This window comes from Corynebacterium sp. DNF00584 (assembly GCF_001552965.1).
Lineage (GTDB): Bacteria > Actinomycetota > Actinomycetes > Mycobacteriales > Mycobacteriaceae > Corynebacterium > Corynebacterium phoceense.
On record NZ_KQ959728.1, the window covers coordinates 65,989 to 85,700 of the forward strand.

The window sequence follows — 19,712 nt, forward strand, 5'->3', positions numbered from 1 at the left end:
CCTTACACAGTCCGCAGCTCGACGTTGTGTGTTGCACAGATCTGCACCACATTGGTCTTCAGCTCGTCGTCTCCCTGGAAAGCATCCTCCAGAATGATGAACTCAGCTGGCGCAGTCGCGACGGCTGCTCGTAGTTGCTCGACGCTCGGTTTTACATGCTCGTTAAGGTACAGCAGGAGGCAGGTGCGGTCCTCCCCGGCGGCGGCATGCTGCTCCCCAACGATGGTGTACGGCAGGTCATCGATGTCGATGTCGCGAATCGATTCGACGAGAGAGCGCCCCTGCTTGAGGAGGATTTCCACGAGGAGATCCTCGGGATCCGCATTGTCATTGCTGCTGCCGCGCAGGTCGATCAGGGTCTGGCTCAGCGTCTCGGCGTCGATTCCTGGCTGGGGCTGCCACTTCTTAAAGTTGGTATCGGCGAGCGTGTAAGAGCGGAACCCAGCATCGAATTCTTCGGCGGCACGCCTTACGCGTTCGCGAGACAACGAGGAAATCGTCGGTTCGAGTTTCAGCTCCGTGCAGAACTTATACCCTTCCTTTTGCTCCTTGTTCTTCTCATGCAACGGCTCCGGAAGCTGCACCAGAATGAAGCGCCGGTTGCCACCATCTTCGGAGTTCTGTTTCATGACGGCGTGACCCGTTGAGCCAGAGCCCGCGAAGAAGTCGAGCACGATGTCGTTGCTCGCTGGCTGCGTGGTCAGCGCCAGAATGCGCTGCAAGAGCTTGAGCGGTTTCTGGCCATTTCGGAAGCCTTTGACGCCGTTGGTTTCCTTGTTGAGGTTGATAGTGGAGATATCCGTCCACAGATCGCAGAGCGACTCTTTCAGATAATCGCTGAGGAAGAGCATCTGCTTGCCTTCCCACCAGATGTACTCGATGCCCGTGGGAGACGTCACGCGTGCAATAGGAGTGTCGAAGGCCATGTCGCTGAGCGAAGCGTTGTTGGTGCGATAGACAACGCGCTCCGCGTTCTCGACCTTAAACTTCCGTACAGCGTCTGCAGTAGTGGGAAGTCCCTGCTCGACCATGGCGTCTTTGACGGAGGTGAGAACCCATTCCTCGGCCGGGGCGCTGGGGTTGATAATAATTTTGTTGTAGTACTTGAGGTACTTGTCCAGCGTTCCATCAGCAGAGCCACTCTTGGGGACGTCGACACGATTGAGCGATGCCCGCGTGTGGTCGCGCGTGCAGAGCACCACATATTCCTTGATTTTGGGCAGGCGCTTGTCGACGTGCGACATCTTCACGCCCGAGGTCTCACTCGATTTCACGGGAATGGTGTTGATGACGTTGTCCTCACCGAAGATCTCGCGGCACATGGTCACGAGGTTGGAAAGCTCGCTGTCATCGATGCTGATAGCGATGTAACCGTCAGGAGTAAGCAGATTGCGCGCAAGTTTGAGTCGCGGATAGAGCATGTTGAGCCAGTTGGAGTGGTACCGGCCTTCGGACTCGGCATTTGTGGAGAGCTTCTTGCCGTCGCTGCTCGTCTGCTGCGACCACCCGAGATAGTTCCTGATGCCGTCTTTGAAGTTATCCGGATAGATGAAGTCATGGCCCGTGTTGTACGGAGGATCGATGTAAATGAGCTTGATGTGGCCGTGATAGTGCTTCTGGAGCACCTTGAGGACCTCGAGGTTATCGCCTTCGATGAAGGCATTCGTCGCAGAGTCCCAGTTCCTGGACTTGCCCTTTTCCGGACGCAGCGTTGCGGAAGTGGGCAGCTGGGCGGCACGCATGGCGCGCTTCTTCCCCGGCCAGAACAAGCCAAAGCGCTCCGCAGTTCCGGATGCGTCGCCGCCTAGAAGCTCAGTGAGCTTGTCGATGTCGATGGTGCCGTCGGCGACGGCTTCAGGGACAAGGTGTGCCAACTGCGCAGCGAGCTCGGTGCGGAAGTCCGGACTAACGCCCGATACCTCGTGAATCGTGTCCGTATCGGTGTTCAGGGCGTCCTGGGCCATGAAATGTCTCCTTTGCGTGTTCGACCTGTGCGCCCATACCAGGATAGAGAGCTAGGCGACATAGGCGCGGAAAGTTCGCATTTCTTTTCTACGATTGGGATGCCTGCAGTCGATTCCGTGCTCATGACGTCACGCGCGTGACGCTTAAGACTTGACCCTCACGTAGCGTAAGGGACTGTGATGGGTTCATGAGCAACGACAACAAGTTTGACGGCGAGGGCCGCGGTGTTAGCGATGCCGCAGCCGTCCTCGGCGTGTCCGTGCGCACCCTGCACTATTGGGAAGAACGCGGACTTGTGGTGCCGAGCGCTCGTACGTGGGCGAACTACCGCGTGTATTCCGACGCAGACATCGCACGGGCACAGCGCGTGCTGATCTACCGTGCGACGGGCATGGCACTCGCCGATATTGCGCGGGTACTCGACGCTGAGGGAACGTCCCTCGAGCACCTCGCTCGACAACGCGCATTGCTCATGGACAAACGGCACAAGCTCGACGAGATGCTTGATGCCCTCGACTATCTCATGGAGGAAGAAATGAAGGATACGAATCTCAGCGTTGACGAAATCGCCACGGTGCTGGGCGACGCTCACTTTGCCGAGCACCACGAGGAAGCAGAAGAGCGCTACGGCGGCTCGGATGATTGGGCGATATCGCAGAAGAACGCTGCGCAGCGCACGGCGGAGGACTGGGCAGACCTCAAGTCGCGCACCGATGAACTCGAGGTCCGCTTGGCGGCGGCATGCGGGGCCGGCACGACGCCAGAGTCCGAGGAAGCTCGTGCGCTCGTTGAGGAACACCGCACGCTGCTGTGCGAGCATTTCCCGGTAAGCCCCGCGAAGCACGTTCTCATCGCGAGCGGATACACCGCTGACCCGCGCTTTCGAGCTCACTACGACGAGCGGCAGGCTGGGTTAGCGGAGTGGCTGCAGGCCGCGATCAATGCGGCTGCGGCAGCGCAGGGTGTCGACCCGGACGCAGCCGTGTGGGAATAGCCGTGTGGGAATGACCGAAGCCCGCTCGCGGCCTTGGGCCGCGACGGTGACGCGGTGCTGCGCGGGGCCCAAAGGGGCATCGGCAAGCTCAGAAAACGGGGGACGACCCCACCTCCCGGGAATGAGGGAGGTGGGGCCGAGTCTGTGGAGAAGAAGGACTACTTCTTCAGTGCGTCGATGATCTCGTTGTACGCAGCGACCGGGCGCATGACAGCGTTGAGCTTGTCCTCGTCCGGAGCGTAGTAGCCGCCGAGGTCAGCCGGCTGGCCCTGGTTGTCGATTAGGGCCTGAGCGATCTCATCAGCCTTGTCTTCGAGAGCCTTGGCAATCGGAGCGAAGTGCTCGGCGAGCTCAGCGTCATCAGACTGCGCAGCCAGTTCCTTGGCCCAGTTGAGGGTGAGGAAGAAGTGGGAGCCGCGGTTGTCGATCTCGCCGACCTTGCGGGACGGGGACTTGCCCTCGTCGAGCAGGGTCTCCGTAGCCTTGTCGAGAGCGGCGGCGAGGACGCCAGCCTTCTCGTTGCCGTGAGCGTTGAGCTCGTGGCGGAAGGACTCGGCCAGGGCGAGGAACTCGCCGAGGGAGTCCCAACGCAGGTGGTTTTCTTCCTCGACCTGCTGGACGTGCTTCGGAGCGGATCCGCCTGCACCGGTCTCGAAGAGGCCGCCGCCAGCCATGAGCGGAACGACGGAGAGCATCTTCGCGGAGGTACCCAGCTCGAGGATGGGGAAGAGGTCCGTGTTGTAGTCACGCAGAACGTTACCGGTCACGGAGATGGTGTCCTCGCCCTTGCGGATGCGCTCGACGGACGCCTTGGTTGCGGAGACCGGATCCATGATCTCGATGTCGAGACCCTCGGTGTCGTGGTCCTGCAGGTACTTCTTCACCAGCTCAGTGATGTTGCGGTCGTGGCCGCGCTCCGGGTCGAGCCAGAAGATGGCCTTCATGCCGGACAGGCGAGCGCGGTTGACGGCCAGCTTGACCCAGTCCTGGATCGGGGCGTCCTTGGTCTGGCATGCGCGCCAGATGTCGCCAGCCTCGACGTCGTGCTCGATGAGCACATCGCCAGCGGAGTTGACGACCTGGACCTTGCCGTCAGCAGCAATCTTGAAGGTCTTATTGTGGGAGCCGTACTCCTCCGCCTTCTGCGCCATGAGGCCGACGTTCGGGACGGTACCCATGGTGGTCGGGTCGAAGGCGCCGTTGGCCTTGCAGTCCTCGATGACGGCCTGGTAAACGCCAGCGTAGGAGGAGTCCGGGATGACAGCCAGGGTGTCCTGCTCCTCGTTGTTCTTGTTCCACATGTGGCCGGAGGTGCGGATCATGGCCGGCATGGAGGCGTCGATGATGACGTCAGACGGAACGTGCAGGTTGGTGATGCCCTTGTCAGAGTTGACCATGGCCAGGTCCGGGCCGTTTTCGAGGGCAGCGTCGAAGGCAGCCTTGATCTCCGCACCGTTCTCGAGGTTCTCGAGGCCCGCGTAGATGGCGCCCAGGCCGTTTTCGCCGTTGAGGCCAGCGGCGAAGAGCTCCTCGCCGTACTTGTCGAAGACGTCAGCGAAGAAGGCGCGGACAACGTGGCCGAAGAGGATGGGGTCAGAGACCTTCATCATGGTGGCCTTGAGGTGAGCGGAGAAGAGGACGCCCTCTTCCTTGGCCCGCGAGACTGCGTCTCGCAGGAAATCGTCCAAGGCCTTGGCCGACATGAAGGTGCCGTCGATGACCTCGCCCTCGAGGACCTTGAGGCCGTCGAGGAGGATCGTTTCGTTCTGATCGGCGGAGCCGATCAGCTTGATGGTCAGGGTGTCAGCGGCCGGCATGATGACGGACTTCTCGTTGTGGCGGAAGTCGTTGTCAGCCATGGTGGCAACGTTGGTCTTGGAATCAGCGGTCCAAGCGCCCATGCGGTGCGGGTTCTTCTTAGCGAAGTTCTTCACGGCGATGGGGGCGCGGCGGTCAGAGTTGCCCTCGCGCAGAACCGGGTTGACGGCGGAGCCCTTGACAGAGTCGTAGGCGGCGGCGATGGCCTTCTCTTCCTCGGTGGACGGGTTATCCGGGTAATCCGGGAGCTTGTAGCCCTCAGCCTGGAGCTCGGCGATGGCCTTCTTCAGCTGAACCAGGGACGCCGAGATGTTCGGCAGCTTGATGATGTTGGCTTCCGGCGTCTTAGCGAGCTTGCCCAGCTCTGCCAGAGCGTCATCGACCTTCTGGTCGCCGAGGGTCTCCGGGAACTGTGCCAGGATGCGGCCGGCCAGGGAGATGTCGCGGGTCTCGACCTCGATACCAGCGGTGGAGGCGAAGGCCTCAACGACGGGCTTGAACGAGTAGGTAGCCAGCAGCGGAGCTTCGTCCGTGCGGGTCCAGATGATCTTTGCCATGATTCTCCTAAATAAAGTTGAAAAAATCTTCGACGCTCAAGAATACCTGTTGTACGGTTTGCCTGCGACACGTTGGGTGGGTTTTGTGAGCGCGGTTAACCCCGTTTGAGCGGGGCGGGACTGTCATTAGTTTTCGGCGCGGCCGCGCTTCCAGTAGCCCATGAAGGACACTTGCTCGCGGGGGACGCCAACCTGCTTGACGAGCATGCGACGCATGGTGGTCACCAGCGTGGACTCGCCGGCGATCCAGAAGTAGGCGTCAGGAGCCGGCGAGGCGGTGTGGGCATCGGAGCTGGCGTCGAGGGGTTCGCCGGAGGCCGAGAAAACGGGGGTTTCCCACACCGTTTCCTCTGGACTCATTCCGGTGGGGGAGTACTCGGGAACCTCGGTTTTAAGCAGCTGCGCGGCGGCGGTGAGGAGTGCCTCGCCGTGCGGGCGGGTGCCGCGCGCGTAGTAGCGCACGTCCACGCCGTTGGGCGCGGCGAGGATCTGCTGGTCCTGGGCGTAGGGGACCTCAATGTGGGCAGTGCCGGTGAGTCCCACAGGAGTTGACGGCCATTCATCGATGATGCGCGCGATGGCGGGTAGGGCCGTCTCGTCGCCGAAGAGATGAATCTGGGAGGCGGAACCTGGAGAGAACTCGATGCCGCCACCGGAGGCATCGGAAAGCGGCGGCGCGATGACGAGGATTTCATCGCCGGGGCGCGCGGCCTGAGCCCACGCGCAGGCGGGGCCCGTCGCGCCAGGGGCGGTGTGCAGGACGAAGTCCACGTCAATCTCACTGCCCACATGGTTGCGCACGGAGTAGGTGCGCATGGGGCCGCGCGCGGCGGGATCGAGACTGCGCCAGTGGTCGAACCAATTGGCATCGCCCTCGGGAAGCGCAGGCAGTCCTTGAGATCCAGGGAAAATGAGCTTAATGCGCAGGTCGCGGGTGGGGCCGGCGGGGCCCATGTCTTCCAAGCCACCCAGGCGGATGCGCTGGAACGACGGGGAAATGCGCTGAGTGGAGACCACGTGGGCGCGGAAGGCGAGGAAAGGCATAGCTTCCTTTCTACTAGGCGAGTTGATTAGTGGGTGGTGGATGGGGTGGAGACGCGATGGCGGCCGATGGGCATGACTGCGGGTGCGCCGGAGACGGGATCGCGCACGATGGTGGAGTCGATGCCGAAGACCGCGCGGACGGTGTCTTCGGTGACGACGTCTGCAGGAGTGCCGTGGGCGAGGACTCTGCCGTGGGAGACGGCGATGAGCTCGTCCGAATAGCGCGCGGCGAGGTTGAGATCGTGGAGGACCATGACGATGGTGGTCCCGCGTTCCTCGTTGAGGTCGACGAGGAGATCGAGGACGTCGAGTTGATGCTTGACGTCGAGGTATGTCGTGGGCTCGTCGAGGAACAGCACGTCGGTGCGCTGTGCGAGCGCCATGGCGATCCACACGCGCTGGCGTTGGCCGCCGGAGAGTTCGTCGACGCTGCGCTCGGTAAGTTCTGTGAGACCGGTGGCCGCGAGGGACTGGGCGACGATGTCGTAGTCCGCCTGCGACCACTGGCCGAGGAAATTCTGGTGCGGCGAGCGGCCGCGGCCGACGAGTTCGGCGACGGTGATGCCTTCGGGCGCGGTGGGGGATTGCGGCAAGAGCCCCAGGGTGCGCGCAAGTTCCTTGGTGGGAACCGACGAGATGTCGCGGCCGTCGAGGAGGACTGAACCGCTCGCGGGCTTGAGCAGACGCGAGAGCGTGTGGAGCAGCGTCGACTTACCGCAACCGTTGGGTCCGATGATGGAGGTGATGCGGCCCGGCGTGACGGTGAGACTGAGATCGTCCAGGATGGGCGTGCCGCCGTAGCCGACGGTGAGCGAATCCGCGCGGAGTTCGGAGTGCATGGAAGCTCTTTTCTTTGTAGGTGGGTTTATCGGGCGTTGCGTTGTGTTGTTACCGGCGGGCGCGGGTGAGCAGATAGATGAGGAAAGGCGCGCCGAGGGCGCCGGTAATGACGCCCACGGGGTAGCGGGTACCCAAGGCGAATTGCCCCGCGAGATCGGAGGCGAGGACGAGGACAGCGCCGATGAGACCGGCGGGCAGCGGAGAGGTGAGCCCTCCCGGGTAGAGCCGAGTGGCGATGGGTCCGGACATAAAGGCCACGAAGGCGACGGGGCCAGCAGTGGCGGTGCCCACGGCGATCAGCGTGACGGCGCCGGCGATGAGTGCGACCCGCACGACGCCCAGGCGCAGGCCGAGGCCGGTGGCGAGGGCATCGCCAAGCCGGAGTACCGCGAGTTGGTGGCGGCCGATTGTCATAAGCGGTACGCAGAGCGCGACGGTGAGAAGCAGCGGGGCGCCGCGCTCCCAGCTCATCGTGTTGAGAGAGCCGGTGATCCAGCGGGTGGCGGTTCCGAGGTCCCATGCCGCGGCGCGGGAGAGCTGGTACGTCACCCAGGAATTGAGGATGGCGGAGATGCCAATTCCGATGAGAATGAGCCGGGTACCGGAGAAACCTGACTTGAGGCTGAGCAGGTAGATCACCGCGGCGACGACGAGTGAGGCGGCGAGCGACAAGGCCGAGACGGCGGTCTGTGACCAATGGAAGGCGACGATGCCCGTGACGCCCGCGGCGGAGGCCGCCGAGGAGATGCCGATGAGGTCAGGCGAGGCAAGCTGATTGCGCAGCATGGTTTGGAAGGTGGTTCCTGCGATGCCAAACGCGAGGCCCACGGCGACGGCGACGGTGGCGCGCGGCAGGCGCAGCTCGCCGACGCTAAAGGACGCGCCGGGGACGGTCTGCCCCGCGATGACGCGGGCGATGTCGCCGAGCGAGTAGGTCACCTCCCCGAAGACGAGGCTGGCGAGCCACAGGCCGCCGACGAGGAGGACGAGGACAGTGGTGCGCAGAGCGTGCGAGCGTGCACGATTACGGCGGGCGGCGCGGATGTCGCGGGCGAGTTCGTGCTGCGTGCGGGGCGCGGGCGTGGTGGTCGTGGCGGTCATGCGAGTTCTCGTATCTTCGTGCGGCGGATTATCCAGATAAACAGAGGGGCGCCGAGGAAAGGCGTGAGGATGCCTACGGCGAGTTCTTCGGGCCGGGCGATAAGCCGGCCCACCGTGTCCGCGACGGTTAGGACGACCGCACCGCCGAGCGCGCACGCTGGCAGGAGGACGCGGTGATCGGTGCCCACGAGCACACGCATGAGGTGCGGGACGATGAGCCCGATGAAGGCGATGGGGCCGGCAAGCGCCGTTGCACAGCCGCAGAGGATAACCGCGCCGATGGTCGCGAGAAGCCGCGTGCGGGCGGCATGGAATCCCAGACCGCTGGCAAGACTATCGCCCAGCGCTAGGGCGTTGAGCCCGTGCGCGCAGTAGGCGGCGATGCCGGCGCCGAGGAGTAACAGCGGGGCCGCGGCGGCGAGGTGTGGCCATTGCGCGCCGCCCACGGAGCCGATCTGCCAGAAGCGGAAGGTATCCATGACGTCGGCGCGGGGGAGCACGATGGCAGAGACGAGGCTGGAGATGGCCGCCGCAGTGGCCGCGCCCGCGAGCGCCAGCTTGAGCGGCGTCGCTCCGCCGCGGCCGAGCGATCCCACCGCGTAGACGAAGGTCGCGGCCAAGAAGGAACCGACGATGGCCACGGCCATGGTGCTGAATGGGCGGGCGAGCCCGAAGAACGTGATGCCAGTGACGACGGCGAGCGATGCCCCAGCGAGCACCCCGAAGATGCCGGGATCGGCGAGCGGATTGCGGGTGACGCCTTGAAAGACCGTGCCCGCGACGGCGAGGCTTGCGCCAACGAGGACGGCAAGGATCGTGCGCGGCACGCGGACATAGGCTGCCGCCTGCGCCGCAGTGTCAGCGTGTCCCTGCAACGAGGCGAGGGCGTCGGTCACGCCGATGACGCGGACGCCAAACATGACAGACGCAACGACGGCGAATACGAGCGCGAGGAGCGTGCCGGCGAGGACAATGCTGGCGCGGCGGGCGTGCGTGCGGGTGCCTGAGTCCGGGCCTGAATCGGTGCTTGGGCGGGGACGCGGGCGGTTCGGGGATTCGGTGGTCTCGGGAAGACGGGGCATCTGGTGCGTCACGGCGGGTTACTGTGCTGGTTACTGGGCGGCGTCGTTGAGGAGTGAGAAGTAGTCGTCGATGGTGGCCGGAATGGACAGCGGCGACTCGTTGGATGCGGCACCCAGCGGTCCCTCCGGCAGCCAGGCGACGTGGCCATTCTTGATGGCGGGGATCTTGGACAGCAGCGGGTCTTTTTGCATGTCCTTGAGCGCCTGGGCGTCGGCCTCCGCGCCGCCCTGGGAGTAGGAGACGAAGAGATCGACGTCCTCGAAGAGCTCTGGCTGCTCCGCGGAGACCTCGACCCAGAAGGAGTCGGCGCCCTCGGTGTTGTCCTTGACCACCTGCGGCACGGCGAGGCCGTGGTTGGCGAGGAAGCCCATGCGGGGATCCTCGGTGGTGAAAAAGCCCACCTTGGACGGATCGGAGGCGCCGCCGAAGGAGGTAAACAGCACCTTCTTGTCCTTGAGATCGGGGTAAGAGTCCAAGGTCGAAGAGACCTCTTTATCGAGGGCAGCGAGCAGCTCTTTGCCCTCGTCCTCCTTGCCCAGGGCCTTCGCATTCATAGTGACCATGTCCTCCATCGAGGTGGTCCACGGCTGGGTGGGGTAGGCGACGACGGGTGCGATCTTGGACAACGTGTCGTAATCCTCCTGCGTGAGTCCCGAGTAGGAGGCGAGGATGACGTCCGGCTTGGTTTCCGCGACCTGCTCGTAGGGAATGCCGTCCGTCTCATCGAAGAGAACAGGGGTCTCCGAGCCGAGCTCGGTTAGCTTGTCTTCGACCCAGGGCAGGATGCCATTGCCATCGTCGTCGCCCCACGTCACCTTCGACATGCCCACGGGGGCGATGCCGAGGGCCAGCGGTACTTCGTGGTTGCCCCAGCCTACGGTGGCGACGCGCTGCGGGGCGGCCTCGATGGTGGTCTCGCCGAAGGCGTGCTGGACGGTGACGGGGAACGCCGCGGCGGAGTCAGAGGAGGACTGTGCGTTGGGCGCGGATTGGGAGTCAGAGCCGCCAGTGGTGGCGGAATCCGTGGACGAGCATCCGGTGAGCGCGAGCGAGAGACACGTGAGCCCAGCGAGCGTTGCGGTAAGCGGGCGCGCACCGAGACGTGAGAACGTGCGAGCGGAGGAACGTGCGTGAGCCATAATCAGAGACATCCTTCATGGTAAGTAAGGCTTGCATTGTTTAGGTGAGCCTACGCTACCGCCTACGGCCTGCGGGAAAGAAAGGCGCAGCCTACCGGGGGATATCGGGCGGGCGGTGAGTGCACCATGTCACACGTGGTGAGTCATGTCTGATTCGTCGTGAATGTCGCTTCCAACTTACGAAGAGCACTCATAATTAGCTAACGTCCTTGCTCGTGACTGACTCCTCCGCAAAGACTGACCAGCGTAAGCATCCCCGCGACCCCAACGCCCCGCGCGTGCCGCGCCAGACCGAGATTTCCTCGACGCGCCGCACCCTCGTCATGCTTGCCATGGCGCTGGGCGCATTCGCTATCGGCACGACCGAGTTCGTGTCCATGGGCTTGCTGCCGCTTATCGCGCACGATTTCGGGATGTCTGAGGACTCCGCGTCGATTCTTATCTCTCTCTACGCGCTCGGTGTCGTGGTGGGCGCGCCGGTGATCTCCGCGGTGACAGGCAAGCTCCCGCGCCGCCGCCTGATCCTGCTGCTCATCGCGTTCCTGCTCGTGGGCAACCTCTTTACGGCGTTGGCGCCCAACTTTGCGGTGCTCGTCATCGCCCGCTTTGTTGCTGGCCTGCCGCATGGCGCGTATTTCTCCGTGGCCAACCTGTCCGCGGCCTCCATGTCCCCGGCGGGCGACCGCGGTAAGGCCATGGCGTTTGTGGGCATGGGCCTGGCTGTCGCCACCGTCGTGGGTGTGCCGGCCGCACAGGCGCTCGGCCAGGCCATGACGTGGCACGCGGCGTACCTCCTGGTGGTCATCATTGCGCTCGCGACGATGGTCCTGCTCTACTTCCTCATGCCACACATGACGAAGATGCAACAGACCTCCCTGGCCACGGAGATGGGCGCGTTGAAGAACTCCCAGGTGTGGCTCACGGTCTTCATGGGCATCGCCGGTTTCGCGGTCATGTTCTCCATCTACACTTACATCACGTGGACCATGACGGAGGTCGCTGGCATGGACGCGAAGTGGACGTGGGCCGTGCTCATGGCCTACGGCATTGGCATGACGCTGGGCAATGGCGCCGGCGGTGCCATGGCAGACCGCAACATGGACGGCGCCATCCTCATCGCGCTCACGTGCATGCTGGGCCTGGCCGTCGCCTTCTACTTCGCCGCGCACAATGCATGGACCGGAGCCCTCGTCTTCGGCGTCCTCGCTTTCTTCGGCTCCGTCCTCGTGCCCTCGCTGCAGCTGCGCCTCATGGAGGTCGCCGGTGATGCCCAGGCGCTCGCCTCCGCGCTCAACCAGTCGGCCCTTAACATCGCGAACGCGATGGGCGCCGCCATCGGCGGCATTGTCGTGGGCGCCGGTTTCTCCTACAACTCGACGGCGCTGGCCGGTGCCGCGCTTGCCCTCGTGGGCGTTTCCCTGTGGTTCGTCACGATGTGGGATAAGCGCCGCATCATGCGTCGCGACCCGGAGGCGTTTGCGCCCAAGGTCAAGATCGTCGAGCAAAGCTAAAACGCACTCACTCGCACTGTACGCAAGGACACCATATACAAGGACACCACGCGGATAGTCGAAGAATCCCAGCCCACCGGCCGGGCGCCCCGCCGCCGGCTCCACCGCCGCCCCATTCCCGCCAGACGGAGATGGGGCGGCGTCGCCGTACCATCGCCATGCTCGCCATGGCACTCGGCGCCTTCGCGCTCGGTACCACGGAATTTACCTCCATGGGCTTGCTGCCACTCATCGCGGCGGACTTCGGGGTGAGTGAGGACACCGCCTCGGCCATCATTTCGGCCTACGCGCTCGGTGTGGTTGTCGGCGCGGGCTTGGGCTTCGGCTCGCCGGCGCTTGCTGGCGCCGCGCTCTCAGCCGCCGCCGTCGTCCTCTGCGTCGTGGCCGCGCGCTTGGCCCGCTCGTCCGCCCGCTAGAGTAGGCGGCATGACTTTTACCATCGCTTCCGTCAACGTCAATGGCATCCGCGCCGCTTGCAAGCAGCGCAACGAACTCAACCCGGGCATGAACGCCTGGTTGGCCCAGACCCCGGCGGACGTTGTGCTCATGCAGGAAGTGCGCGCGAACCCCAAGGAGACGGAGAAGGCCCTGGCGCCGTCGCTCGAGGCGGGCTGGCACCTGGTTCAGGCTGAGTCGGATGCCAAGGGCCGCGCTGGCGTGGGCATCCTCTCCCGCACGGAGCTTTCCGATGTCTCTGTGGGTTTCGGTTCCTTTGCATCTTCCGGTCGCTACATCGAGGCCACCGTCGCCAACGGCGAGCGCGTCGCCTCCCTCTACCTGCCCAGCGGCGACACGGACTCGCCGAAGCTGGATGAGAAGTACCGCTTCCTGGACGAGTTCGCGGATGTGCTCGAGGAGCGTGCCAACGAGTTTCCACAGATGGTCATCGGCGGGGACTGGAATATCTGCCACCGCGCGCAGGACCTGAAGAACAACAAGGCGAACGAGAAGAAGGCTGGCCACCTGCCGGAGGAGCGCGCTTTCATGGACTTCGTCTTTGGCGCATTCCCGGATTCTGAGCCGCAGGTCAAGGCGCGCCTGGGCGAGTACCACGGCGTGGTGGAGTACGCGACGAAGACGGATTGGGCGGCTCGCGCGGCCGGCCATGAGCCGGTGTGGTTTGACGCCGCGCGTCGCCTCCAGCCGGAGCTGGAAGGCCCGTACACGTGGTGGACCTACCGTGGTCAGGCCTTCAATAACGACGCAGGGTGGCGCATCGATTATCAAGCCGCGACCCGTGCGATGCTCGACCGCGCCGTGCGCACCTGGGTCGACAAGGCCCCGAGCGTCGAGGAACGCTGGTCCGATCACTCGCCGCTTGTGGTGGAGTACCGCTAAGGCTACCCCCGCGCGAGCGGCCGAAAGCGGGCATTAATGGATTGAAGCGTGTGCCGGGTGTTAAACTCTGTGACGTCTATATCATTCTTTCCTCGCGAGAACTTGGAGCAACTGCATGGCACGCGCAGCAATTGAATTCATCCTCGGCGCTGTTATCTTGGCCGCCGCCATCTGGTGGTTTAGCGTCGAAGGCCCGTCCTTCCTGTCCCTGGCACCGATGGTCCTCATGGGCGTAGGCGGCGCACTCATGGTCGCTGGTTTCTCTAACGCGCTGGATACCCACAGCCCGACCAAGCGCAAGATCTAGTTCTCGCGTTCACGACGCTGAGCCGCCCTTCCCGTTTCGGGAGGGGCGGCTTTCGCTCTGTGGGGGAGTTGCGTACGCCGGTGGGTGTTGACATGAAGAATGGCCGTGTAGCGCGAGGCTAACCCTGGGCCTTGCACGCAGGAGGCCGCGCACTACACTGAATGACTATGACTGAACAGAATTCTGCAGCAACCGCGGGGAGCACCGACGCCGCGACGCACCGCGTCCTCTCCGGTATCCAGCCCACGGCGGATTCCTACCATTTGGGTAATTACCTGGGAGCCCTCAAGCAGTGGATTGACTTGCAGGATTCCTTCGAGGCCTTTTACTTCATCCCGGACCTGCACGCCATCACGGTGGAGCAGGATCCCGAGGCGCTGCGCCAGCGCACCATCGCCGGTGCCGCCCAGCTCATCGCCCTGGGCATCGATCCGGAGAAGTCCACGCTCTTCGTGCAGTCCCACGTTCCGCAGCACACGGAGCTCACCTGGGTCCTGCAGTGCCTCACCGGTTTTGGCGAGGCCTCACGCATGACGCAGTTCAAGGACAAGTCCGCCAAGCAAGGCTCGGACCGCACCTCCGTGGGCCTGTTTACCTACCCCATGCTCATGGCGGCGGACATCCTGCTGTACTCGCCGAACTTCGTGCCGGTGGGGGAGGACCAGCGCCAGCACCTCGAGCTCACGCGCAACTTGGCCGAGCGCTTCAACGCCAAGTATGGCGAGACCTTCCGCGTGCCCGAGCCGTTCATCCCGGAGGGCTCCGCGAAAATCTACGACCTTCAAGATCCGACCTCTAAGATGTCGAAGTCGGGTTCGAACCCGAAGGGCATCATCAACTTGCTCGACGATCCGAAGACCTCGGCCAAGCGCATCAAGTCCGCCGTCACGGATGATCTGGGTTCTGTCGCCTTCGACCGTGAGACCCAGCCGGGCGTGTCCAACCTCCTTATCATCCAGTCCGCGCTTACCGGCGAATCCGTGGATGCCCTGGTCGAGAAGTACGCAGGTCAGGGCTATGGTCACCTCAAGGTCGACACTGCCGATGCCCTCCAAGCGTTCACCACGCCGCTCAAGGCACGCTATGAGGAACTCATGGCGGACCGCGGCGAGCTCGAGTCCATCCTTGCCCGCGGCGCGGAGCGCGCGCAGGAGATCGCGCAGCCCCTGCTCGATAACGTTTATGACAAGGTTGGCTTCCTCCGCCCCCGCCGTGGCTAGGACCACGATATTCTAGGACGAGTAACTTATTTCTTTCTAAGAAAGGACTCTCGTCCGCATGACAGCAGCGTCATCTCCGTCTACGAAGAACGACGAGGCACGCACCGACGTGTACGGCATTGAACGCGCATATGATGACGAGCCAGGTGCCGTCGACAAAGTGCGTGAGCGTTCGCCCTTCGTCGACCACATCATGCGCACGCTCGATCGGTACGGGTCTGAGGGCGGCAACCAGTTCGCCGCAGCCACCACGTACTACTCGGTGCTCGCTATCTTCCCGTTGCTCATGCTGCTTACCGCGGGTGCGGCAACGGTCTTGGCATCGCGCCCCGATCTTTTTCAGCAATTGCAGGACCGCATCACCGAGTCTGTCTCGGGTGATTTAGGCTCGACACTCAACGAGGTTCTTGAAACCGCCGTCGATCAGCGCGGCGCCATGTTCGGCATCGGTGGTCTGACCACCCTGTGGTCCGGCTTGGGATGGATGAACAACCTGCGCATTGGTATCTCCGCGATGTGGAAGATCGACGCGAATGAAGGCGGCACCTTCATTCAAAAGAAGCTTAGCGACTTGCTCGGCCTCATCGGTTTGCTCGTCGCGCTCGTCATCGCCTTCGGCGTTACCGCAGCCGGTTCGTCTGGACTCACGCAGAAGGTTTTCGACTGGGTGGGCATTGAATCTTTCCCCGGCATGAATATCGTGATCTTCCTCGTCGGCCTAGTGGTCGGTCTCATTGCGAACTTCCTCGTGTTCGGGTGGCTCATTGTCATCCTGCCGCGCACTAAGGTGCCGAAGAAGTCCGGCCTCATGGGTGCCCTTATCGGCGCCGTGGCCTTTGAGGTCCTCAAGCAGCTGTCCACCGTCATCATGTCCTCTGCTGCAGGCAACCCGGCGGGCGCCGTCTTCGGCCCCGTCATTGTCCTCATGGTTGTCATGTACCTCGTCTGGCGCGTGGTGCTCTATGTCTCAGCCTGGACGGCGACGACGGAGGAGTCTCTCGTCAACGCCGAGGACGTGGACGTCCCCGCACCGGCGATTATTCGTGTGCGCAACGAGATGAAGAGCGGTCCGTCCACGGGCACCACGCTGGGCATTGGCGCGGCTCTCGGCGCGGTGGGCGCCGGTCTCGTGGCCCTGCTCCGCCGCAAGTAGCTCATCCGCACGTCACCCCGCCGTTCGCTCGAGCGAGTCGTGGCGCGGGCGATACAATAGCGCCACAAACACACCCAGCAGAGTCTCTGCGGCACCCCGCGCGGCGCTCTCGCAGCGCGATGGGGTGCGCAGTGCAGCAACGAAAGGATCCGTGAGCGTCCATGCATGCACCGAACCTCTACACCCACTTTGGTCTTGATCCGCAGGAGAACTCGACTGCTCTGGGCGTATTGCTTTCGGCGCGCGACGCGCGCCTGTCTCAGCAGGGCTATTCCACGTCGGCGGATACGCGGCGTGAGACGAATATCGGCTACGGCATCCTAGGCAACGACGAGGCCCGCGCGCTTTACGATGAAGCGCTCCGCGCTGGCCGTGGCGTCACGTGGGCGCAGTTGCAGTACCTCTGCGACTTTGGCACGTGGCCACAGGACTACACGGGGTGGACGGAACCCGACCACGACACTAACGCGCAGGCCGCCAGCGCCCCGCAGCCGCACCAGCACGCACAGCCGGGCCCTGCGCAGAACCCTTATGGCCAGTACGCCCAGCTCGATCAACCTGCGGTGAACCCGTACGGTTCTTCTCTTAACTTCGCACACACGCCGGGCGTGGGGCCGAATAACAACGTGCCCAGCCCCGCGCACCCAGTGTGGGGACAGCCCACCGGCGTCGTGGATTACGGCGCGGTCGCGCAACGCGCCACGCCCGGCACTCGCTGGGCAATGGGCATCGTGGACGGTTTCCTCGCCACGATGGTCGGCGGTGCGGTGCTTGCGCCGCTCAGCGTATTCGGCGACAGCGGAGACGCCATCGCTGCGCTCCTCTTCTTCGTCGTCTTCTCGGCGTACTTCATCCTCCCCGAGGTGCTCTGGGGCGGCAGCCCCATCAAGCTGGCGGCAGGCTACGAGGTGCGCGACGTCGACACGCACGAGCGGCTTAGCCTGCGACAGGCGATGAAACGAAACTGGTTCCGCCTCGTCAACATCGTGCCGGGACTCGGCCAGCTCGTCGGTTTTATTGGTGGACTCATCAGCGTCGGCACCATCTCGCCCGATAACGGCATGCTGGGTGCCCACGATCGCTTCGCCCATGCCGAAGTGGTCAAGCGTTCGTCGCGCCGCTAGACATACGAATGTTCATCCGGGAGCCGCGGCATGTGCGTGGGACAAAGGCTAGCGCTTGTGGTGGCGACCCGTCGTCCCGCGGAGCGTGAGCACCGCGGCGATAAGCGCGAAGAGCCCGACGAGGCCCACGATGAGCCAGCTCATCCACGGCTTGAGATCGTCGAGGACTGGGTCGTAGGCGTGTGCGCGCGCTGAGGTGGTGGGGGCATCGGAAGGCTCCGCGGCGTTGGGCGCCACAGGGTCCTGTGTGGCCGTCACCGTGTGGGTCGCGGAAGGATCCTCGGCGGGTGCCAGCGTGCCCACGCCCTGGCCGGGGCGGACGTCATAAGACTCGTGGAGCAGTTTTTGGGCCTGCTCCCACGCGCGGGGGCCGTGCTCCACGGTGGTATTGAGGATGATCGCCATGAGGCGACGGCCGCCGTGGTTGACGGCGCCGACGAAGGTATGGTGCGCGTCATCCGTGTATCCGGTTTTGCCGCCGATGCCCTCCGGATCGTTCATGAGCAGGCCGTTGTCGTTCCACAGCTCATAGCCGGGCAGGTCGCCGTAGCCGGGGAAGTCGACGTGATCCGTGTTGACCAGGCGCGCGAAGGTGGGGTTGCGGTACGCGGCCTGGTAGATGAGGCCTAGGTCGTAGGCCGAGGTGGACATGCCTGGCGCGTCGAGACCGGAGTAGCTCGCGGCGACGGTGTCGGTGGTGCCCAGCTCGTGGGCCTTCTTATTGACCTTGTCGAGGGTCGCCTTATCGCCGCCCAGGGCTTGGGCGAGCGCGTGCGCGGCATCGTTGCCTGAGGCCATGACGAGGCCTTGAAGAAGTTGCTCGATGGTGTAGACACCGCCCTCGCCAATGCCCACGGCGGAGCCGTCCGCGTTCGCGTCCTCCGCGGTGGCGGTGTATTTCTGGTTGAGGTCGAGTTCCTCGATGGCGACGAGTGCGAGGAGCACCTTGATGATGGACGCCGGGCGGTAACGCCCGTGCGGATCCTTCATCGCGATGATCTCGCCTGAGTCAACGTCTGCGACGAGGAACGCCGCGGCAAGGACGTCCTTGTCCACCGTGAAACCCTTCGGCGCTTTCACGCCGCAGTCGCTGGTCTGCGTAGCCGGCAGGGGAGTGGGCGCAGGTTGGCCCGGCGCGAGACGCTCCGAGGTCGTCACCGGCTCTGGCGGCACGAGGGACTGCGGACACGTATCCGTGTTGGGTGCCTCCGTGCGGTAGGTCGGGGTGACGGACTCTTCTGTGGCGTCGCCTTCCTCGCCCGCCTGGTCGCCAGCGGGGCCGCCTGCGGGGTCGCCTGGGGCCGGTGCCGTGGCGGCAGGATCCTCCTGCGCACGGGCGGGGGCGGGGCTGAGGACTGGGGCGCTGAGCGCCGCGGAACACACCGCGGCGAGCGACAGGGTGGCGAGCTTTTTCATGACGTGAAACATCTTAGGCGCCCGCCTACGATGGTGGGCATGCATGACGCACCTTTGATTAGCCCGGAAAATAAGGACTCGGACCGCGACACCTTCGCTGGCCTGCCGAAAGTCACCCTCCAAGAGCATGTGCCTTCCGATGCCGCCACTCCCGCAGACCTCACGGCGGCCACGGCCGCCGCGGTGGCGGCGTTGGCCGCCGATAATGTCGTCTACGCGGAGCTGCGTCTCCATGCGGAGACTTATCCTTTCAGCGCGCAGGAGGCTGTCGATGCCGCGCTTGCCGGGCTCGATCACGCGGGGATCGACGCCCGCCTCGTGATCATGGGCTTGCGTGGGTCCACCACTCTGCAGGAGTTGGCCGCGCTCACCGTCGCCGCCGCACGCAAGGACAAGGCTGACCGCGGCACCGAGGGCGCCCGCGTCGTCGGCTTTGCTCTGGGCAGCGATGTGGCGCAGCCCTTACCGGATTTGGACGCGCTCGTTGCCACCCTGCGCAGGGGCTTCCTTCCTTTCGAGCTTCACGCTGACGGCGAGCTCGACGATGTTGCTGCGGGCGTGCAGGCGGGCGTGAACCGTCTCTCCCACGCGACGGCGCTGGTAGATGACTTCACCGCGAACCTTGACGGCATCGCTCCGGGCGAGGTCTCCGGCTGGGTGTGCGACCGACGCATCCCGGTGACCTTTAGCCCCGCGGTAGAAATCATGCGCGGCCAACTCGAGGAGTTGTCCGATCACCCCTTGCCGCTTCTGCAGCAGCTGGGCTTTACGTGCACTATCTCTGCCGGACTGCCGGAGGTGGGCACGCTCACCGACCAGTTCGTCGCGCTCAACGAGACGTTTAGCTACGGTCTCGAGGAGTTCTTCGACCTCACCGTCAAGGCCGTGGAGAACGCCTTCGCTCCGCAGGTCGTGCGTGAGAAGCTCCTGGAGACGACCATCCTGCCGGCCTACGAGGAACTCGGCGACCCCGAATTCGCCGAGGACGCTCTCTTCCGCGGCGAGGACGCGGACGGTGCTAGCGACCACGATCACGGTCATACGCACTAGCCCGATGTCTCGCGCCCGGCACGCTTCCTGAAGACGGCCTGCCAGGAACCGA

General features: G+C 64.1%; 17 protein-coding genes. 9 read left to right on the forward strand and 8 right to left on the reverse strand.

What is annotated here, in order from left to right; translation table 11 throughout:
• Window positions 1-2 precede the first annotated feature (2 nt).
• Entirely contained in the window at window positions 3-1,964 is a 1,962-nt protein-coding gene (locus tag HMPREF0307_RS13230; protein WP_066484975.1) for a site-specific DNA-methyltransferase, read from the reverse strand.
• A gap of 188 nt (window positions 1,965-2,152) precedes the next feature.
• Between HMPREF0307_RS13230 and HMPREF0307_RS00745 the strand changes: the two genes are divergently transcribed.
• A complete protein-coding gene (locus HMPREF0307_RS00745) occupies window positions 2,153-2,959 on the forward strand; it encodes a MerR family transcriptional regulator (protein WP_066484977.1) in 807 nt (268 codons plus the stop codon).
• 158 nt (window positions 2,960-3,117) lie between these two features.
• Here HMPREF0307_RS00745 and HMPREF0307_RS00750 read toward each other — a convergent pair whose 3' ends face one another.
• From HMPREF0307_RS00750 to HMPREF0307_RS00775, 6 genes are all read right to left on the reverse strand, one after another.
• Window positions 3,118-5,334 (reverse strand): NADP-dependent isocitrate dehydrogenase, encoded by a 2,217-nt coding sequence (locus tag HMPREF0307_RS00750; protein ID WP_066484980.1) that lies wholly within the window; start codon window positions 5,332-5,334, stop codon window positions 3,118-3,120.
• 126 nt (window positions 5,335-5,460) lie between these two features.
• On the reverse strand, window positions 5,461-6,378 hold the full coding sequence (locus HMPREF0307_RS00755) for a siderophore-interacting protein (protein WP_066484984.1): 918 nt from the start codon (window positions 6,376-6,378) through the stop codon (window positions 5,461-5,463).
• Between the two features lie 26 nt (window positions 6,379-6,404).
• Window positions 6,405-7,217 (reverse strand): ABC transporter ATP-binding protein, encoded by an 813-nt coding sequence (locus tag HMPREF0307_RS00760; protein WP_066484987.1) that lies wholly within the window; start codon window positions 7,215-7,217, stop codon window positions 6,405-6,407.
• A 49-nt stretch (window positions 7,218-7,266) separates the two neighbouring features.
• Entirely contained in the window at window positions 7,267-8,319 is a 1,053-nt protein-coding gene (locus HMPREF0307_RS00765; RefSeq protein ID WP_066484992.1) for a FecCD family ABC transporter permease, read from the reverse strand.
• Window positions 8,316-9,239, reverse strand: coding sequence for a FecCD family ABC transporter permease (locus HMPREF0307_RS00770; RefSeq protein ID WP_369799411.1), 924 nt, complete (start codon window positions 9,237-9,239; stop codon window positions 8,316-8,318). The genes HMPREF0307_RS00765 and HMPREF0307_RS00770 overlap by 4 nt, the downstream gene beginning before the upstream one ends.
• Window positions 9,240-9,431: 192 nt before the next feature.
• Window positions 9,432-10,541 (reverse strand): iron-siderophore ABC transporter substrate-binding protein, encoded by a 1,110-nt coding sequence (locus tag HMPREF0307_RS00775; protein WP_066484994.1) that lies wholly within the window; start codon window positions 10,539-10,541, stop codon window positions 9,432-9,434.
• Window positions 10,542-10,864: 323 nt separating this feature from the next.
• On the opposite strand from HMPREF0307_RS00775, the gene HMPREF0307_RS00780 reads away from it, so the two are divergent.
• The 7 genes from HMPREF0307_RS00780 to HMPREF0307_RS00810 all read left to right on the forward strand — a co-directional run bounded on the left by HMPREF0307_RS00780 (window position 10,865) and on the right by HMPREF0307_RS00810 (window position 17,194).
• Entirely contained in the window at window positions 10,865-12,052 is a 1,188-nt protein-coding gene (locus tag HMPREF0307_RS00780; protein ID WP_082723170.1) for an MFS transporter, read from the forward strand.
• A 131-nt stretch (window positions 12,053-12,183) separates the two neighbouring features.
• Window positions 12,184-12,468: a hypothetical protein gene (locus tag HMPREF0307_RS12415; RefSeq protein WP_066510857.1), complete on the forward strand. Its 285-nt coding sequence runs from the start codon at window positions 12,184-12,186 to the stop codon at window positions 12,466-12,468.
• Window positions 12,469-12,478: 10 nt separating this feature from the next.
• Window positions 12,479-13,390: an exodeoxyribonuclease III gene (locus HMPREF0307_RS00790; RefSeq protein WP_066485011.1), complete on the forward strand. Its 912-nt coding sequence runs from the start codon at window positions 12,479-12,481 to the stop codon at window positions 13,388-13,390.
• Window positions 13,391-13,505: 115 nt separating this feature from the next.
• Window positions 13,506-13,697: a hypothetical protein gene (locus tag HMPREF0307_RS00795; RefSeq protein ID WP_066485014.1), complete on the forward strand. Its 192-nt coding sequence runs from the start codon at window positions 13,506-13,508 to the stop codon at window positions 13,695-13,697.
• Between the two features lie 167 nt (window positions 13,698-13,864).
• Window positions 13,865-14,917: a tryptophan--tRNA ligase gene (gene trpS, locus HMPREF0307_RS00800; protein WP_066485017.1), complete on the forward strand. Its 1,053-nt coding sequence runs from the start codon at window positions 13,865-13,867 to the stop codon at window positions 14,915-14,917.
• Window positions 14,918-14,975: 58 nt separating this feature from the next.
• A complete protein-coding gene (locus HMPREF0307_RS00805) occupies window positions 14,976-16,070 on the forward strand; it encodes a YhjD/YihY/BrkB family envelope integrity protein (RefSeq protein WP_066485020.1) in 1,095 nt (364 codons plus the stop codon).
• 161 nt (window positions 16,071-16,231) lie between these two features.
• The gene (locus HMPREF0307_RS00810) at window positions 16,232-17,194 is read left to right on the forward strand and encodes an RDD family protein (RefSeq protein ID WP_066485023.1); all 963 of its coding nucleotides are present in this window, start codon (window positions 16,232-16,234) and stop codon (window positions 17,192-17,194) included.
• Window positions 17,195-17,242: 48 nt separating this feature from the next.
• Here HMPREF0307_RS00810 and HMPREF0307_RS00815 read toward each other — a convergent pair whose 3' ends face one another.
• A complete protein-coding gene (locus tag HMPREF0307_RS00815; protein WP_066485582.1) occupies window positions 17,243-18,610 on the reverse strand; it encodes a D-alanyl-D-alanine carboxypeptidase family protein in 1,368 nt (455 codons plus the stop codon).
• Between the two features lie 39 nt (window positions 18,611-18,649).
• Here HMPREF0307_RS00815 and HMPREF0307_RS00820 point away from each other — a divergent pair, with 39 nt between their 5' ends.
• A complete protein-coding gene (locus HMPREF0307_RS00820; protein ID WP_231724977.1) occupies window positions 18,650-19,660 on the forward strand; it encodes an amidohydrolase family protein in 1,011 nt (336 codons plus the stop codon).
• Window positions 19,661-19,712 lie beyond the last annotated feature (52 nt).

What these genes read in the sequence shown, in the direction of transcription:
- HMPREF0307_RS13230 (WP_066484975.1), bottom strand. Translation starts at nt 1,964, where the DNA reads ATGGCCCAGGACGCCCTGAACACCGATACGGACACGATTCACGAGGTA.
- HMPREF0307_RS00745 (WP_066484977.1), top strand. Translation starts at nt 2,153, where the DNA reads ATGAGCAACGACAACAAGTTTGACGGCGAGGGCCGCGGTGTTAGCGAT.
- HMPREF0307_RS00750 (WP_066484980.1), bottom strand. Translation starts at nt 5,334, where the DNA reads ATGGCAAAGATCATCTGGACCCGCACGGACGAAGCTCCGCTGCTGGCT.
- HMPREF0307_RS00755 (WP_066484984.1), bottom strand. Translation starts at nt 6,378, where the DNA reads ATGCCTTTCCTCGCCTTCCGCGCCCACGTGGTCTCCACTCAGCGCATT.
- HMPREF0307_RS00760 (WP_066484987.1), bottom strand. Translation starts at nt 7,217, where the DNA reads ATGCACTCCGAACTCCGCGCGGATTCGCTCACCGTCGGCTACGGCGGC.
- HMPREF0307_RS00765 (WP_066484992.1), bottom strand. Translation starts at nt 8,319, where the DNA reads ATGACCGCCACGACCACCACGCCCGCGCCCCGCACGCAGCACGAACTC.
- HMPREF0307_RS00770 (WP_369799411.1), bottom strand. Translation starts at nt 9,239, where the DNA reads ATGTTTGGCGTCCGCGTCATCGGCGTGACCGACGCCCTCGCCTCGTTG.
- HMPREF0307_RS00775 (WP_066484994.1), bottom strand. Translation starts at nt 10,541, where the DNA reads ATGGCTCACGCACGTTCCTCCGCTCGCACGTTCTCACGTCTCGGTGCG.
- HMPREF0307_RS00780 (WP_082723170.1), top strand. Translation starts at nt 10,865, where the DNA reads ATGCTTGCCATGGCGCTGGGCGCATTCGCTATCGGCACGACCGAGTTC.
- HMPREF0307_RS12415 (WP_066510857.1), top strand. Translation starts at nt 12,184, where the DNA reads ATGGGGCGGCGTCGCCGTACCATCGCCATGCTCGCCATGGCACTCGGC.
- HMPREF0307_RS00790 (WP_066485011.1), top strand. Translation starts at nt 12,479, where the DNA reads ATGACTTTTACCATCGCTTCCGTCAACGTCAATGGCATCCGCGCCGCT.
- HMPREF0307_RS00795 (WP_066485014.1), top strand. Translation starts at nt 13,506, where the DNA reads ATGGCACGCGCAGCAATTGAATTCATCCTCGGCGCTGTTATCTTGGCC.
- trpS (WP_066485017.1), top strand. Translation starts at nt 13,865, where the DNA reads ATGACTGAACAGAATTCTGCAGCAACCGCGGGGAGCACCGACGCCGCG.
- HMPREF0307_RS00805 (WP_066485020.1), top strand. Translation starts at nt 14,976, where the DNA reads ATGACAGCAGCGTCATCTCCGTCTACGAAGAACGACGAGGCACGCACC.
- HMPREF0307_RS00810 (WP_066485023.1), top strand. Translation starts at nt 16,232, where the DNA reads ATGCATGCACCGAACCTCTACACCCACTTTGGTCTTGATCCGCAGGAG.
- HMPREF0307_RS00815 (WP_066485582.1), bottom strand. Translation starts at nt 18,610, where the DNA reads ATGAAAAAGCTCGCCACCCTGTCGCTCGCCGCGGTGTGTTCCGCGGCG.
- HMPREF0307_RS00820 (WP_231724977.1), top strand. Translation starts at nt 18,650, where the DNA reads ATGCATGACGCACCTTTGATTAGCCCGGAAAATAAGGACTCGGACCGC.